Genomic DNA, 15,676 nt, shown 5'->3' with positions numbered 1-15,676 from the left:
CAGAGCGGCCACCACCTGCACAAGAAGTCGGGTCTGCAAAGACCCCTTTCATCGGGATATTACGCGATCCACCCGGATCGCCAACGTAAAAAAGGGCCATGGCGACATGGCCCTTTTTTGTTATTCTTGCGCCCCGCTCACTCGTCGGAGGCCACAGTGAACCGTTTCGCACTCGCCCGTCGGGAAGCAGCCTTCTGCCTGCTGCTGACCCTGCTCTACTTTGTCGCCTGGTATGGCTCGGCGTATTTCATCCCCGAGGATCTCGAGCTGTGGGACCTGCCTCTCTGGTTCCTGCTCAGTTGCATCCTGATGCCGCTGCTGTTCATCGGCCTCTGCGCCCTCATGGTGGATCGCCTGTTCGTCGATATTCCCCTGGATAGCGAGGTACCACCCCATGAATCTTGAGCTGATGCTGCCGCTCTGCATCTACCTGGTGCTGGTACTGGGGGTCGGTTTCTGGGCCAGTCGCCACCGGACCGGCGGCAACTTCATGCAGGAGTACTTCATCGGCAACCGCAGCATGGGGGGGCTGGTGCTCGCCATGACCCTGGTGGCCACTTATACCTCTGCATCGTCCTTCATCGGCGGGCCGGGAGCCGCCTACAAGGTCGGCCTCGGCTGGGTGTTGCTGGCGATGATCCAGCTGCCCACTGTCTGGCTCACCCTGGGGGTGCTTGGCAAGAAGTTCGCCATCATCGCCCGCCGGGTCAACGCGGTGACCATCAACGACATGCTGTGGGCCCGCTACCAGAGCAGGGCGGTGGTCGTGCTGGGTTCGGTCACCATCATCCTCGCCTTCATCGCCACCATGGTGGTGCAGTTCATCGGCGGCGCCCGCCTGCTGGAAACGGCGACCGGCCTCAGCTATCAGCAGGGGCTCTTCCTGTTTGCCAGTTGCGTGCTGCTCTACACGGTGATCGGCGGCTTTCGCGCCGTGGTGATGACGGATGCCCTGCAGGGCATCGTCATGCTCATCGGCACTGGCGCCCTGCTGGCGGGCATCCTCATCGCCGGTGACGGGTTGCCGAATCTTGTCCACCAGCTCAAGGAGATAGATCCCAAGCTGGTGAGCCCCCAGGGGGCCGGCGACATGCTGACCCAACCCTTCATGCTGAGCTTCTGGGTGCTGGTCTGCATCGGGGTGGTGGGCTTGCCCCACTCGGCGCTGCGCTGCTTTGGCTACCGGGACAGCAAGGCGCTGCACCGGGGCATCCTCATCGGCACCATCGTCTGCGCCCTGCTGATGTTCGGCATGCACCTGGCCGGGGCGCTGGGCCGCGCCATCCTGCCCGGCATGGACAGCCCGGACAAGATCATGCCCTCCCTGATGATGGAGGTGCTCCCCCCCTGGCTGGCCGGGGTCTTCCTGGCGGCCCCCATGGCGGCCATCATGTCCACCATCGACTCCCAGCTGATCCAGGCCTCCGCCACCCTGGTGAAAGATCTCTACCTCAATTACCTCAACCCCAGGCAGGAGAAGCTGGAGGTCCGGGTGCCGCGCCTCTCCCTGCTCTGCACCCTGATCCTGGGTACCCTGGTGCTGCTGGCGGCGCTCCAGCCCCCCGAGATGATCATCTGGCTCAACCTGCTCGCCTTCGGCGGCCTGCAGGCGGTCTTCCTCTGGCCCCTGGTGCTCGGCCTCTACTGGTCCAGGGCCAACGGCCCGGGAGCCCTGGCCAGCATGGTCTGCGGCATCCTCTGTTACGGTACCTTGAGCCAATGGGGGATCAAGGTGGCCGGCCTGCACGCCATCGTCCCGAGCCTGGTCCTTGGCCTCGCGGCCTTTGTCCTAGTCAGCCTGCTCACTCCTGCCCCGGATCAGCGTGTCCGTCGATTGTTTGATCAAAATTAAGAAAAGGATCAATAAAGGAAGGCTCGCCTATTCCCAAATGGGGGCTCACGGGTAAAATGTGCGCCACGTCACAAATACCGTGCCCCCATGCCAGTCCAGAACGCCAGAAAGATCCTGACCCAGTCCCTGCAGCGCCTCGGCTATGCCCTGTTGCTGCCCGTCTCCATCCTGCCCCTGGCCGCCCTGCTCCACCGGCTCGGCCAACCGGACGTGCTGGATCTCGCCGTGCTCTCCCTCGCCGGTCGCGCCCTCTTCAGCCAGATGCCGCTCATCTATGCGGTGGCCATCGCCTTCGGGTTGAGTCGCCAGGGGCAAGGAGCCCAGGCGCTCGCCGGTGCGGTCAACTTCCTGCTGCTGAGCTCGGCGCTGGGCACCCTGGTGCCCGGGCTGCATGCGGACATGATCTGCGGCCTGCTGGCCGGGCTCGTCACCGCCATGGTCTGCTCCCGGGCCCGCGCTCTGCGGCTGCCGGGCTGGTTGCTCCCCCTGCAGGAAGATCTGCCGGGCATGTTGCTCTCGGCGCTGACCTGCCTGCTGCTGGTGATCCCCCTCTCCATCCTCTGGCCGCTGCTAGAACAGGGGCTCACCCTGCTCGCCTCCGATCTGCTCACCACGCCATTTGGCGCCTTCTGCTACGGCGTGCTGAACCGGCTGCTGATCCCCCTCGGTCTGCACCAGGTGCTGGGCAGCCTCATCGGGCTCGGGGAGAGCAACCTGCAAGCCCTCTCGACCGCCCAGCCACTGCATGAAGGCTATGTGGCCGGGCTCTATCCGGTCATCATGTTCGGCCTGCCCGGCGCCTGTTTTGCCATCTGGATCCATCGCCAGCGGATGCAGCAACTGCCCCAGGGAGGGCTGCTGCTCACCCTGGCGCTCACCTCGGCACTGGTGGGCATCACGGAGCCCATCGAGTTCCTGTTTGCCTTCACCGCTCCCTGGCTGTTTCTCGCCCATGCCCTGCTGACCGGTCTGTCGCTGGCCATCTGCAGCGGGCTCGACATCCAGGTGGGCAGCTACTTTTCTGCCGGATTGCTGGATCTGGTGCTGAGCTACCACGCCGGTCTGCACAGCTTCTGGCTCATCCCCCTGGGCATCCTCTTCTTCGTCGTCTATGCCCTGCTCTTCTCCCGGCTGCTGGAACACGCCCCCCTCAGTCTGCCGGGCAAGCCTATCACCGAGGATCTCTCCCGGCTCGCGACCGTGGCCCCCACCGATCCCCAGATGCTGGCTATCCAGTACCTCAAGATGCTGGGGGGCATGGACAACCTGCAGGCCATGAGCGTCTGCCTGACCCGCCTCAGCCTGCGGGTTCGCGACATGGCCCTGGTGGATCAATCCTGCCTGGCCAGACTGGGCTGCCTCTCCTGGGTCGTGCTCAACGAACATCAGCTGGTGCTGGTGCTCGGCCCCCATGCCGGCCTCATCGAAGGGCAGATCCGCATGCTGGCGGAACGCCAGTCGGTCCCGCTCGGTCTCGAACCGGCTCAGGCTCCCCTTGGCCAGCACCAGTGATCAGGCGAAGGGAAGACGTTCGGCCACGAAGTCCATCAGGCTGCGAAGGGCGGGGGCCAGGTGTTCCCGGCTCGGGTAGATGAGATAGAAGGGGTTCACCGGAACCAGGAGATCCGGCAGCACCTTGAGCAGTCGCCCCGCCGCCAGATCGTCGCCGCAGACATGGGCCGGCAGCAGGGCAATCCCCCCGTCATGGAGTGCCAGCTCCCGCAGCGCCAGCAGGCTGTTGCTCTGGCAGGCCCCGCGAGGGCGCCAGCCCCCCTCCTGCAATGGCCACACCGGCAAGGAGCCATGTACCAGGCAGGCGTGTCCGGCCAGCTCCGAGAGTTGGAGCGGCGTCCCGTTGGCCGCCAGGTAACCGGGAGATGCCACCAGATGGCGCGCCACCTGGCCGATGCGCCGGCAGATGAGGCTGGAATCTTTCAGCGGCGCTGCCCGCAGCGCCAGATCGTAACCTTCCCCCACCAGATCCAGCTGTTCATCGCAAAGGGTCAGCTCCAGCACCACCTCGGGATAGAGGGCGCGAAATTCGGCCAGTATCCGACCAAGCAGCAAGGTTCCCGTGGCTTCGGGAGCAGTGATCCGCACCCGCCCTCCAGGAGCCTCGCGCAACCGCGCCATCGCCAGGTTGGCACTACGCGCCAGTGCCAGCAGCTCCTGACAATGGGTCACATAGACCTCCCCCTGGGGCGTCAGGCTGAGCCTGCGGGTGGTGCGTTGCAGCAACCTCACCCCGAGCCGGGATTCGAGGCGCGAGATCTTCTGGCTCACCGAGGACTTGGGCATGCCGAGCACCTCGGCCGCCCCGGTGAAGCTCCCCTGCTCCACCACGGTGGCGAACAGCCCCATCAACTCCAGTTCGACATTGTTCATATATTCAAACAGTCTTTACCAATTACCCATCTTAATCTTGATAATTATCCAGACTAGAGTGAGTGGCAATCCCGAACACTGCTATTTGAAAGGAAAAGCCATGAAAGCCATCGCCCTGACTCACTATCTGCCAAGCAACCACCCCCACTGCTTCATCGAGAGCGATCTGCCCGATCCGACACCGGGCCCGCGGGATCTGCTGGTACGGGTCAACGCCACCTCCATCAATCCGGTCGACACCAAGGTACGCGCCCCCAAGGACAAGGTCGAAAGCAGCCCCCGCGTGCTGGGCTGGGACGCCGTGGGCGAAGTGATCGCCGTCGGTAGCGACGTCACCCTGTTCAAGGCCGGTGACAGGATCTGGTATGCCGGCGACATCAGCCGCCCGGGCAGCAACAGCGCCCTGCAACTGGTGGATGAGCGCATTGCCGCCATCGCCCCAGTCACCCTGACCGATCTGGAAGCCGCCGCCCTGCCGCTCACCGCCATCACCGCCTGGGAAACCCTGTTCGAGCGCATGAGCCTTACCCGAGAAAGCACCGGGCGACTGCTGATCATCGGGGGCGCCGGCGGGGTCGGTTCCATCGCCATCCAGCTCGCCCGCCAGCTCACCGGGATGGAGGTGATCGCCACCGCGTCGCGCCCAGAAACCCGGGAATGGTGCCTGGACATGGGAGCCCACCAGGTGGTGAGCCATCACCATCTGCAGGCGGAGCTCAAGGCACTCGGCATCAGCGAGGTGGATGCCATCTTCTGCACCAACGCCACCGAGCAGCACTGGAACACCATGGCCAGCCTCATCCGTCCGTTTGGTCACATCTGCACCATCGCCGAGTCCAGTGACCCCTGGGATCTGGGTCTGCTCAAACCAAAGAGCGTCACCTTCAGCCAGGAGTTCATGTTTACCCGCTCCCTGTTCCAGACCCCGGACATGATAGAGCAGCACAACCTGCTCGGCCGGGTCGCGGCCCTGATCGATGAAGGGGTGCTCAAGACCACCCTCAGCAAGGTGGTGCCCGAACTGACGCCCCTCACCCTGGCCCGGGCTCATGCCGAGCTGGAAGCGGGTCGCATGGTGGGCAAGCTGGTGATCGACATGAGCGGCTTCCATCGCTGAGGCGCCGCCAGAGCGGGTATCGTCGTCCTGACTATTCCCTTGTAGGTAAATAAATGCACCATCATGGGGTGAAATCACCAGTGACAAGCCCCAAGAGTGCACAGCCCCGCAGGTAACCTTTGTCCCTGACGGGGCATCTCCCCCGAAAAAACCATAAAAAAGAGGCCATCCCGTCGGGATGGCCCTAAAAACCTGAACGTTGGGGTAACAATCACACACATATCCTTATGCAGGACATCTGTAACTTTGCAGATAGCGTGCCAATCTCTGCTTTTCCCTCCCAATTAACCGCTTTTCAGCGCGCCGGCATAAAAAAAGCCACCCGAAGGTGGCTGAAAAAAGATGACGGAACTTCATAGAGCAAAGCATTCAGCGGGAACAAGTTGCTTCCCGTCACCCATGAAGGAATACATTAACCGTGCCAACTTGGCAGGGTTGCCTCCCTTCCCCATGAGGCCATGGTCAAACCACGACAGCACGGGTCCATGATGATAGAATCCCGCGGTTTCACATTTATGAAGAGCCGACGCCATGCCCTGGATACAAATTCGAATCAACGCCACTGCCAAGACCGCAGACAAGGTGAGCAACATGCTGCTGGGGCGTGGGGCCCAGGCGGTGACCTTTATGGATGCCAAGGATGTGCCCGTCTATGAGCCCATGCCCGGTGAAACCCCGCTCTGGGGCGAGACCGAAGTAATGGGACTGTTCGATGCCGAAACCGATCCGGCTCCCACCATCGCCTTCTTCCAGCAGATCTTCGGTGAAGACGTGGGCTACAAGGTCGAACAGCTGGAAGACAAGGACTGGGTGCGCGAGTGGATGGATCACTTCCACCCCATGCAGTTCGGCGAGCGGCTCTGGATCTGTCCGAGCTGGCGCGACGTGCCGAACCCCGATGCGGTCAACGTCATGCTGGACCCGGGCCTGGCCTTCGGCACCGGTACCCACCCCACCACGGCGCTCTGCCTGCAGTGGCTGGACGGGCTGGATCTGGCCGGCAAAACCGTGGTCGACTTTGGTTGCGGCTCAGGCATCCTCGGCATCGCCGCCCTGAAACTGGGGGCCGCCCGGGTCATCGGCATCGACATCGATCCGCAGGCCATCCAGGCCAGCCGTGACAACGCCGAGCGAAATGGCGTTGCCGACCAGATCGAACTCTACCTGCCGGCGGATCAGCCGCAAGACGTCGAAGCGGACGTGGTGGTCGCCAACATCCTGGCCGGCCCGCTGCGGGAACTGGCGCCGCTTATCGCCGGCCACGGCAAGGCGGGCAGCCTGATGGCCCTCTCCGGCGTGCTGGAAAGCCAGGCGCCAGAGCTGGAGACCATCTATGGCCAGTGGTTCGAAATGGACCCGACTGCGGTGAAGGAAGAGTGGTGCCGCCTCTCCGGCCGCAAATTCGGCTGATAAACAACAAGCCACGGTGGCTGCCAACCCATCAGCCACACACTCGGCTGATAAACAACAAGCCACGGCAGTTGCCAACCCATCAGCCGCACACTCGGCTGACAAGCAACAGGCCATGGCGGCAACACTTAGGTCGCTGAACGACAAGGGCACCCCAGGGTGCCCTTGTCGTTTCCGGACGCCCGTTCTCCTTCTGCCCACTCTGGGGAGAGCCTCACGCTTCTCTGCCCCCCGATGGCTTATCCTCTCTTCCTCCACCCCATCGAGGCCCAGTCATGACCGAATACGAGAAGATGATCGCCAGCCAGCCTTACAACTGCATGGCACCAGAGCTGGATCTGTTGCGCCGGGAGACGGCCCGCCTGTACCGCCGCTTCAATCGCAGCGACGAGGAGGATGAACAACTGGCGCTGCTGCAGCAGATCGTCGGCGAGCTGGCCCAGGGTGCCTTCATCTGCCCGCCCCTCTACTGCACCTATGGCCGCCACATCCACCTTGGCAAGGGCAGCTACATCAACATGGGGGCCACCCTGCTGGACAATGCCACCATTCGCATCGGCGCCGAGGTAATGATTGGGCCGAACGTGCAGATCTACACCGCCGCCCATGCGCTGGACGCCGATGAGCGCATTCAGGGGGTTGAGACGGCGCTGCCGGTCACCATCGAAGACAGGGTCTGGATAGGCGGCGGCGCCATCCTGCTGCCCGGCGTCACCATAGGGCGGGAAGCCGTCGTGGGTGCGGGCTCGGTCGTGACCAGAGATGTCCCGGCCGGTGCCAGGGTGGCAGGCAACCCGGCACGGCTGCTGCCAGTCAAAGGTTGAGCGGAAGGCCCGAGGCTCGCTCAGGCGCTTTCCAGCAAGCGGTCGATGCAGTGCACCACCTGCATGCTGGCGTTTTCCATGGTCTTGAGCTGCTCGACCATGCTTTTGATATCCCCCTGCTCGCGCGCGTGCAGGGCGGCCTTGCCGCTCTCGTGGACCCGCTTGTGGGGCCCGTCCAGTTCACGAAAGCCCGGCTTGTGGGCGAAGAGCTCCGCACCCTGCCCCTCGAAATACCATTTGCCCAGCCTGCACTGAGCGTGGTCGCTCACCGGCTCGTGAAAATGCTGCTGATCGATGAGCCGATAGATGGTGTTCTTCCAGACGGCGTGATCCAGCTTGGTGGTATTGAGGAAGGAGGTGGAGGCCGCACTGTGGATCACCTGCTGCATCCGGCCTGATTGTGCCAGCACCTGGGTCACCACCACATCGATCTGGGAGGAGGACGTCGCCACCTCGGCGGCACTGGCCTGATTGTCATCGATGATGGACTTGATCTCCTGCGCCTGGGCCACTATTTGCCTGACCAGCACCTCGATCTGGCTGCTGGCCTCATGAGCCTTGCTCGCCAGCTGACGCACCTCATCGGCGACCACGGCGAATCCTCGACCAGCTTCACCGGCCCTGGCCGCCTCGATGGCCGCATTGAGTGCCAGCAGGTTGGTCTGATCCGAAATGCCCTGGATGGCGGTCACGAACTGGTTGATGGCGGATGTACTGGCATCGAGCTGATGGACGGCTGCGAGGCTGCGAGCCGCCTCATCCGTGATGGCATGGGCGCGACCGGAGAGACGAGTGATGGCGCCCCGGGTCTGGGCAAAGAGCTGATCCAGCTCGCAAAGCGCTCCCTTTTCAGCCATCAGGTGCTCGGCACTGCCAGCCAGCGCTTCCCGCACGCTCTGCAGCATCTCACCTCCCTGGTTCTGGCAGGTGATAACCTGATTGAAGAGATCGCCACGCTCCCGGCTGGTGCGCTGCATGTGCTCGTATTCACCGATGGTGGCGCGCAATTCGGCCAGTTCGCTCTGGTGCTGCTGCTCTTTGAGAAGCATCGTCTCCCTGAGCTGTTGATTCTCTTTTTCAAGCTTGCGGTTGAACCACATATGGCCTCCGGATGGCAAAGGTGCGGGCAGTCGACATTGAAGGGAAGCCTCTGGCTCTCTTGTCTCTGCCGATGCTGGCTGATCCCGGGCCGGATTTCACCTGCAAATGCAGGATATTTGACCCTGATCCTGATTCCAATCGAGACCACATCAATGGCTGTGCAAAAGATCGCCGGAAAGAGACAAGGTGAGGTAGAGAAGAGGCAGAGGAGAAAGAACGCTGACGTGCCGATCCCGCAAAAATGAAGCCCAATGTCATCAAGACGTTGGGCTCTAAAAAGGTGCTACGGAATTGCGACTCTCATCGCAGAAAATTAGAAGGGGTCACCTTCTAAACTGGCAGTGGGATAATAACGCGGCGCAAACGTTTTACATAGCGTAATAAACCAGGAGTGAGAAGAATCTCTCACAATTCAAAAAATGTCCGGCCAACCCCCTTCTACCCTCTTGGCAAGTGCGCATTTATCAGTACAGCCTGACGGCTCTGTCAGAAAACAAAAAAGCCCTGAATAATCAGGGCTTTTGGCGTTCTGTGCTTCAGAAGCTGCGCACGAAGTCCTGGATGGGCAACTCGCGCAGCTTGCGGGCCTCCAGCATGGGGGTACCAAGGTAGAGGAAGCCCACCAGTTGATCCTCCGGTGCCAGCCCCAGTGCACCATGGATCTGCTCGTCGAAGATGAACCAGCCGGAGCGCCAGATGCCGTTGAAGCCCTGGGCCTGGGCCGCCATCTGCATCGCCATCAGGGCGCAACCGGCAGAGAGCTCCTGCTCCAGTTTCGGTACCTTGGGGTGCGCCTGATAACGGGTCGCCACCGCGATCACCAGGGGAGCACGCAGTGGCGCGGCGCGGCACTTCTCGACACTGTCCGCATCCTCGCCACGGGCATGGGCGGCATCGGCCAGCAATGTCCCCAGACGCTCACGCCCCTCCCCTTCAAACAGGATGAACTGCCAAGGGGTCAGGGTGCCGTGATCCGGCGCCCGCAGCCCGGCCTTGAGGATATTGTCGAGCACTTCGCCACTCGGGGCAGGCTCGGCCAGACGACCACAGGAGTGGCGATTGAGTAACAGATGGAGGGCATCCATGGGGCAGTTCCTTGTCAAAGGCGATGATGGCGCTACCTTAGCACAGCACCAGATGAAGAAAACCCCTGAGGTTCAGGGGTTTGTCAGGATACGAAAGGGCCGGGAGGCTAGATGACGGCAGCCAGCTCCGCCCCTTGACGGATGGCGCGTTTGGCATCCAGCTCGGCGGCCACGTCGGCACCGCCGATGATGTGCACCGGCTTGCCAGCAGCCTGCAGACCGGCCTGCAACTCCTTGAGGGGCTCCTGTCCGGCACAGATGATCACCTGATCCACCGGCAGGCACTGCTGCTGGTCGCCCACCTGGATGTGAAGCCCAGCATCGTCGATACGCAGGTACTGGACGCCGGAGAGCATCTGCACCTTGCGATTCTTGAGCACGGTGCGATGGATCCAGCCGGTGGTCTTGCCAAGGCCGTCGCCCACCTTGCTCTCCTTGCGCTGGAGCAACCAGATCTGGCGCTCGGGGGCATCGATCTCGGGGGTAGTCAGGCCGCCGCGCTCACCCAGTTGCTTGTCGATACCCCACTCCTTGAGCCAGTGATCGCGATGGCTTTCAGCATCCGGCGCTCCTCTCTTCTCCACCAGGTATTCGGCCACGTCAAAGCCGATGCCGCCGGCGCCGATCACCGCCACCTTCTCGCCCACCGGCTTGTGATCACGCAAGACATCGAGGTAGCTCATCACCTTGGCATGCTCGATACCCGGAATGTTGGGAGTGCGCGGGCGGATGCCGGTGGCGAGGATCACCTCGTCAAAACCGCCGCCCAGCAGGCTCTCGGCACTCTGGCGCTGGCCCAGATAGAGCTCGACGCCGCACTTCTCCATCCGTTTGGCGAAGTAGCGCAGGGTCTCGTGAAACTCCTCCTTGCCCGGGATCTGCTTGGCAAAGTTGAACTGGCCGCCGATTTCGCTCGCCTGATCGAACAGGCTCACCTGATGGCCCCGCTCGGCGGCGTAGCAGGCAAACGCCAGCCCCGCAGGACCCGCCCCCACCACCGCCAGCTTCTTGGGTTGGGGCACCCGGCCAAACGTCAACTCGGTCTCGAAACAGGCGCGGGGGTTGACTAGGCAGGAGGCACGCTTTTGCTTGAACACGTGGTCGAGGCAGGCCTGGTTGCAGGCGATGCAGGTGTTGATCTCGTCCGCCCTGTCTTCAGCCGCCTTGATGACGAACTCGGGGTCTGCCAGGAAGGGGCGCGCCATGGAGACCATGTCCGCCTCCCCGCCCGCCAGGATGCGCTCTGCCACCTCGGGGGTGTTGATGCGGTTGGTGGTGATGAGGGGCACCTTGAGGTGCTTTTTCAGCTCGGCGGTCACCCAGCTGAAGGCACCGCGCGGCACGCTGGTGGCGATGGTGGGAATGCGCGCCTCGTGCCAGCCGATACCGGTGTTGATGAGGGTGACCCCCACCTGCTCCAGTGCCCGGCCAAGTGCGATCACTTCCTCAAGGGAGGAGCCCTGCTCCACCAGGTCCAGCATGGAGAGGCGGAAGATGATGATGAAATCCGTGCCCACCCGCTCACGGATGGCGCGGACAATCTCCACCGGGAAGCGCATGCGGTTTTCACTGCTGCCGCCCCAGCTATCGGTGCGCTTGTTGGTGCGTTCGCAGATGAACTGGTTGATGAGATAGCCTTCCGACCCCATCACCTCGACCCCGTCATAACCGGCCGCCTTGGCCAGCGCCGCAGTGGCGGCGAAGTCGCGAATGGTGCCGCGGATCTGCCGCTCGCTCATGGCCCGCGGCTTGAACGGGGAGATGGGAGCCTTGAGGGCGCTCGGCGCCAGGCTGAACGGATGGTAGGCGTAGCGGCCCGCATGAAGGATCTGCAGCGCTATCTTGCCCCCTTCCTGGTGCACTGCCTCGGTCACCTTGCGGTGTTTGGCTACCTGCCAGGGAAAGCTCAGCTGGGAGCCGTGGGGCACCAGCCGCCCCCGCAAATTGGGGGCGATACCGCCGGTCACGATGAGACCGACCCCGCCACGGGCCCGCTCACCATAGAAGGCGGCCAGCTTGTCAAAGCCCCCCTTTTCCTCCTCGAGGCCGGTGTGCATGGACCCCATCAGTACGCGGTTGCGCAACTGGGTAAAACCCAGATCGAGGGGGGTCAGCAGCGTGGGATAACGGCTCATGATGCACTCCTTGTCGAGGTCGATGTGCACGGGGTCATGCTCCAGCCTTCCTGGCTGCCTCGGGTGACGGGCAGTAAAAAGAAGAGGTAGGTGGAGGTGGGGCCGGCTCATCGGGCCTTTCAGTTAATTTTTTGTTATCAAACTGGAGCTAGAGTAAAGAATCGAAAACTCTTTTTCAAACAAATGTTTGGACATTTTTTCAGCGAACAGCTGTGTTCCGAAGTGGCGGGGAGGCAGTCGACTCAAGGGGAAATGGCAATTGGCTGCGCAACTGGTTAATAATGGCTGCTCTCAACCCATTAACAGGGCGACAACGCAGCTATGTCTATTTTCAAAGGTCTGGGATGGCTCTTTCGCAGCCTCTGGCGCCTGCTCAACTTTACCCGCTTGATGCTGGTCAATCTGCTGTTTCTCGTCGTGGTCTTGATCATCGTCTTCAGCGTCAGCCAGAAAGAGGCCCCCAGCGCCCCCATCGAAGGGGCTCTCACCCTCAATCTCTCCGGCGTACTGGTGGAACAGCGCACCCAGACCGATCCCACGGTGCAGCTGCTGCGCCAGGTGGACAACAGCGACGAACTGCCCAGCGAGATCGTCCTCTCCGATCTGCTGTGGGCCATCAAGAACGCCAAGGATGACGATCGCATCAAGGCGCTGGTGATCAAGCCCCAGGGTCTGCAAGGGGCCAGCCTCTCCAAACTGCAGGAGGTGACGGCCGCCATCGACGCCTTCAAGGAGAGCGGCAAGCCGGTCATCGCCATGGCGGACTACTACAGCCAGGGGGCCTATCTGCTCGCCGCCCACGCCGACCACGTGCTGCTCAACCAGAGTGGTGCCGTGCTGATCGAGGGGCTGGGTGTCTACCAGACCTACTTCAAGTCGGCACTGGAGAAGCTCAACATCACCCCGCACGTCTTCAAGGTCGGCACCTACAAGTCCTTCGTCGAGCCCTACACCCGGGACGAAATGTCCCCCGAGAGCAAGGAGGCGAACCAGCGCTGGCTGGATCAGCTGTGGCAATCCTATGTGGCCGACGTGGCGGAGCAGCGGGAGATCGAGCCGGATGCCGTCGCACCGAACAAGGATCACTTCCTCGAACTGCTGCGCAAGGCCGGCGGCAATGCGGCCAGCTACGCCCTCGACAACGGTCTGGTGGATCAGCTCGCCACCCGCGACGAGATGACCCAGGCGGTGATCAAGGAAGTGGGCGAGGCCGATGATCACGGCTGGAAGGGCGTGGGCCTGAAAGAGTATCTGGCCGCCATCCCGGAACAGTACCCCCAGAGCGGCAAGGATGAGGTTGGCCTCATCACCGCCAGCGGCGCCATCATGGATGGCGTCCAGCCTGCCGGCACCATCGGCGGCGACAGCCTTGCCGATCTGCTGGCCGAGGCCCGCCGTGACGATCAGGTGAAAGCCGTGGTGCTGCGAGTGGACAGCCCCGGCGGCAGCGCCTTCGCCGCCGAGCAGATCCGCGCCGAACTGCTGGCCCTGAAACAGGCGGGCAAGCCGGTGGTCATCTCCATGGGCAGCTACGCCGCCTCCGGTGGCTACTGGATCTCCGCCGATGCAGACAAGATCTTCGCCTCCCCCACCACCCTCACCGGTTCCATCGGGGTGTTCGGCATGTTCGCCACCATCGACAAGGCGCTCTCCCAGTACGGGGTACACACCGACGGCGTCGGCACCACCGACTTCGTGGGGGTCGGGCTGACCCGTGCCCTGCCGGATCACGTGGGTGAAGCCATTCAACTGAGTGTGGAAGACACCTATCAGCGCTTTGTCGGCCTGGTGGGCAAGGGCCGGGGCCTTAGCCCGGAAGAGGCGGAAAAAGCCGCCGAAGGCCGGGTCTGGACCGGGCAGGATGCCAAGGCACTGGGGCTGGTGGACGAGTTTGGCAATCTGGATGACGCCCTCAAGGCGGCCGCCGATCTCGCCAACCTCAAGAGCTGGCAGGTCACCCCCATCGCACCGGAAGAGTCGGCCAGGGACAAGTTCCTGCGCGAGCTGTTTGACAGCAGCGCCCAGGCGCTGGCCCCGCACCTGCAAAGCTGGCTGCCCGCCGGGCTTGGCAAGGCGCTGCTGGAGATGAACCGCACTCTGGACCCGCTGACCCGCTTCAACGATCCCCAGGGCACCTACGCCTTCTGCCCGGTCTGTCTCCCCTGACGCCGGGGACAGCCATAAAAAAACCGCCGACAGGCGGTTTTTTTATGGGGCAAGCGGCCTTGTCAGGTCAGCAAGCCGGACGCTTGCCAGCGGTGCAACTCTGCCAGCACCCGGGTCTCTCGCGCCGTCCACTGGGGACAGGGACCCGCCAGCTGGGTCTTGTTGGTTTGCAGGGCCTCGGCCAGGGGGAACCAGCCCGGCGTGAAGCCGAGGCGGATCTCGTAGGGCTGGGGGCGCGGCGCACTCCAGTCCTCCCCGACCCGGCAGAGGTAATAGGACGATCGGATGCAGTAGGCATCGTAATCCGGCTCGCGCGCGGCACGATACTCCCGGGTCTCTCCCAGCAGGGGGCCCACGGCCACCAGCTCCGCGCCACACTCTTCCCGCAGCTCCCGGGCCAGGGCCGCATCGTGCGCCTCCCCGTGCTCGATGCCGCCACCGGGGAACATGAGATCCCCGTTGACGCGGGAGTGCACCAGCAGCAGTCGATCACCACGCATCACCACGGCCCTCACCGTGGCCCGTTCAAGCACCCTGTCCTCGCCGCGGATCTGGCCGTGGACGAGGCGGATATCGAAGGGATGGACCCACTCCCGGGCTTCTGACAGGGTCGGATTCATGGTGTGTGGTAGCTCCCCTGCCTGAGTGCATCGACGATGGTGGCCGCCTGGTCGTCCAGCGTCTCCTGCTCCTCCTTGCCGATGGCATGGTAAATGCCGAGCCGGGTGGCGGAGACCTCGGGGCTCTCCTGGAATGACTCGCTCACCTTGCCCCACAGATAGGCCTGATCAAATCGCTTCTGCCCCATGTAGAGGGTGCTGAGGGCGGTGAGGATCCGGCTGTTGACCTTGTCCCCCTCCCGATAGAGGGAGAGCGCATGGTGCATCAGCCTGATGGCCTTCTCGGGCTCGCTCTTGGCATAGATGCCGCCGAGCGCCAGTTGCAGCTCGGGCTCCTCGAGGCTCGGCGTCCCCTCCTGCGCGAGGAAGCTGGCGCGGGCCTCGGGACTGGTGTTGTTGGTCCAGTGCCAGAGCAGCAGGTAGGGATCCTGGGAACCCCGGGTCTGAGCGTCCAGTTGCTCCAGTTGACGGCCGGCGGCCAGCATCCCTTCCACTCTGGGGCTCTTCTGCTCCCTGGCCCGCTTGTACTCAATGTTGGTGGAGTGCTCGGCGCACTGCAGATAACGCTCCAGGCCGCGCATCAGATCGTACTTGCGCCTGTCCGTCCCCTCTTCCTGGAGATAGTAACGACCGCGAATGACGTCGCTGCGCTCATAGCGACACCAGCCGTCGTCCACCAGGTCCGCGCACAGGGCGGGATATTGGGAGCAGATGTTGTGGATCCTGTCGTCGTCGCAGGCCGTCAACGTCAGGCAACAAGCGAGGGAAAGCAGTAACGGACGCTGTGAGAATAGGGTCATGGTTCACATCTGGTTGATAACAATCGCAACCCGCACCGGCCACCGCCAACTAGCAAACAGGCTACATATCCATTACAATGCGCGCGCCGTATAAGGCCGCGATTGCAGAATAATATAACGAAACCATCAGCCCTACACTGATCTGCCTTCGACGAATTTCAATTTGCCCAGGCAACTTGCT

13 protein-coding genes are annotated in these 15,676 nt (G+C 62.9%); 7 read left to right on the top strand and 6 right to left on the bottom strand.

All coding sequences use genetic code 11. The annotated features are described in order from the left end of the window. The first annotated feature begins 156 nt into the window (after window positions 1-156). The 3 genes from AB5Y64_RS07595 (at window position 157) to AB5Y64_RS07585 (ending at window position 3,364) form a co-directional block, all read left to right on the top strand. Window positions 157-405, top strand: a complete 249-nt coding sequence (locus tag AB5Y64_RS07595; RefSeq protein ID WP_039040309.1) for a YhdT family protein — start codon at window positions 157-159, stop codon at window positions 403-405. Next, window positions 395-1,852, top strand: a complete 1,458-nt coding sequence (panF, locus tag AB5Y64_RS07590; protein WP_039040310.1) for a sodium/pantothenate symporter — start codon at window positions 395-397, stop codon at window positions 1,850-1,852. Before AB5Y64_RS07595 ends, panF begins: the two co-directional genes overlap by 11 nt. 87 nt (window positions 1,853-1,939) lie before the next feature. Beyond that, a complete protein-coding gene (locus tag AB5Y64_RS07585; protein ID WP_039040311.1) occupies window positions 1,940-3,364 on the top strand; it encodes a PTS transporter subunit EIIC in 1,425 nt (474 codons plus the stop codon). Here AB5Y64_RS07585 and AB5Y64_RS07580 read toward each other — a convergent pair whose 3' ends face one another. Next, the gene (locus AB5Y64_RS07580) at window positions 3,365-4,237 is read right to left on the bottom strand and encodes a LysR family transcriptional regulator (protein ID WP_039040312.1); all 873 of its coding nucleotides are present in this window, start codon (window positions 4,235-4,237) and stop codon (window positions 3,365-3,367) included. 100 nt (window positions 4,238-4,337) lie between these two features. Here AB5Y64_RS07580 and AB5Y64_RS07575 point away from each other — a divergent pair, with 100 nt between their 5' ends. The 3 genes from AB5Y64_RS07575 (at window position 4,338) to AB5Y64_RS07565 (ending at window position 7,588) form a co-directional block, all read left to right on the top strand. Beyond that, window positions 4,338-5,354, top strand: a complete 1,017-nt coding sequence (locus AB5Y64_RS07575) for a zinc-binding alcohol dehydrogenase family protein (RefSeq protein ID WP_368203589.1) — start codon at window positions 4,338-4,340, stop codon at window positions 5,352-5,354. A gap of 531 nt (window positions 5,355-5,885) precedes the next feature. Further along, the gene (gene prmA, locus AB5Y64_RS07570; protein WP_039040314.1) at window positions 5,886-6,764 is read left to right on the top strand and encodes a 50S ribosomal protein L11 methyltransferase; all 879 of its coding nucleotides are present in this window, start codon (window positions 5,886-5,888) and stop codon (window positions 6,762-6,764) included. Window positions 6,765-7,039: 275 nt separating this feature from the next. Continuing rightward, complete coding sequence (locus AB5Y64_RS07565) at window positions 7,040-7,588, top strand: sugar O-acetyltransferase (protein ID WP_039040315.1); 549 nt, start codon at window positions 7,040-7,042, stop codon at window positions 7,586-7,588. Between the two features lie 20 nt (window positions 7,589-7,608). Here the strand turns inward: AB5Y64_RS07565 and AB5Y64_RS07560 are convergent, their stop codons facing one another. The 3 genes from AB5Y64_RS07560 to AB5Y64_RS07550 form a co-directional block, all read right to left on the bottom strand. Next, the gene (locus AB5Y64_RS07560; RefSeq protein ID WP_324606584.1) at window positions 7,609-8,637 is read right to left on the bottom strand and encodes a methyl-accepting chemotaxis protein; all 1,029 of its coding nucleotides are present in this window, start codon (window positions 8,635-8,637) and stop codon (window positions 7,609-7,611) included. 588 nt (window positions 8,638-9,225) lie between these two features. Further along, a complete protein-coding gene (locus tag AB5Y64_RS07555; RefSeq protein ID WP_010675416.1) occupies window positions 9,226-9,774 on the bottom strand; it encodes an NAD(P)H nitroreductase in 549 nt (182 codons plus the stop codon). A 107-nt stretch (window positions 9,775-9,881) separates the two neighbouring features. Next, entirely contained in the window at window positions 9,882-11,909 is a 2,028-nt protein-coding gene (locus AB5Y64_RS07550; protein ID WP_368203586.1) for an FAD-dependent oxidoreductase, read from the bottom strand. 321 nt (window positions 11,910-12,230) lie between these two features. Between AB5Y64_RS07550 and sppA the strand changes: the two genes are divergently transcribed. Then, on the top strand, window positions 12,231-14,075 hold the full coding sequence (gene sppA / locus AB5Y64_RS07545; RefSeq protein WP_039040317.1) for a signal peptide peptidase SppA: 1,845 nt from the start codon (window positions 12,231-12,233) through the stop codon (window positions 14,073-14,075). Between the two features lie 62 nt (window positions 14,076-14,137). On the opposite strand, the gene AB5Y64_RS07540 is transcribed toward sppA, so the two are convergent. Both AB5Y64_RS07540 and AB5Y64_RS07535 read right to left on the bottom strand, forming a co-directional pair. Beyond that, complete coding sequence (locus AB5Y64_RS07540; RefSeq protein ID WP_039040318.1) at window positions 14,138-14,695, bottom strand: NUDIX domain-containing protein; 558 nt, start codon at window positions 14,693-14,695, stop codon at window positions 14,138-14,140. Beyond that, entirely contained in the window at window positions 14,692-15,495 is an 804-nt protein-coding gene (locus AB5Y64_RS07535; RefSeq protein WP_039040319.1) for a DUF2989 domain-containing protein, read from the bottom strand. Before AB5Y64_RS07535 ends, AB5Y64_RS07540 begins: the two co-directional genes overlap by 4 nt. Window positions 15,496-15,676: the final 181 nt, after the last annotated feature.

The organism is Aeromonas sp. R5-1, assembly GCF_040908265.1.
GTDB lineage: Bacteria > Pseudomonadota > Gammaproteobacteria > Enterobacterales > Aeromonadaceae > Aeromonas > Aeromonas caviae.
The sequence above is the reverse complement of the archived record's forward strand: the minus strand, read 5'-3'. Positions and strand labels throughout refer to the sequence as shown.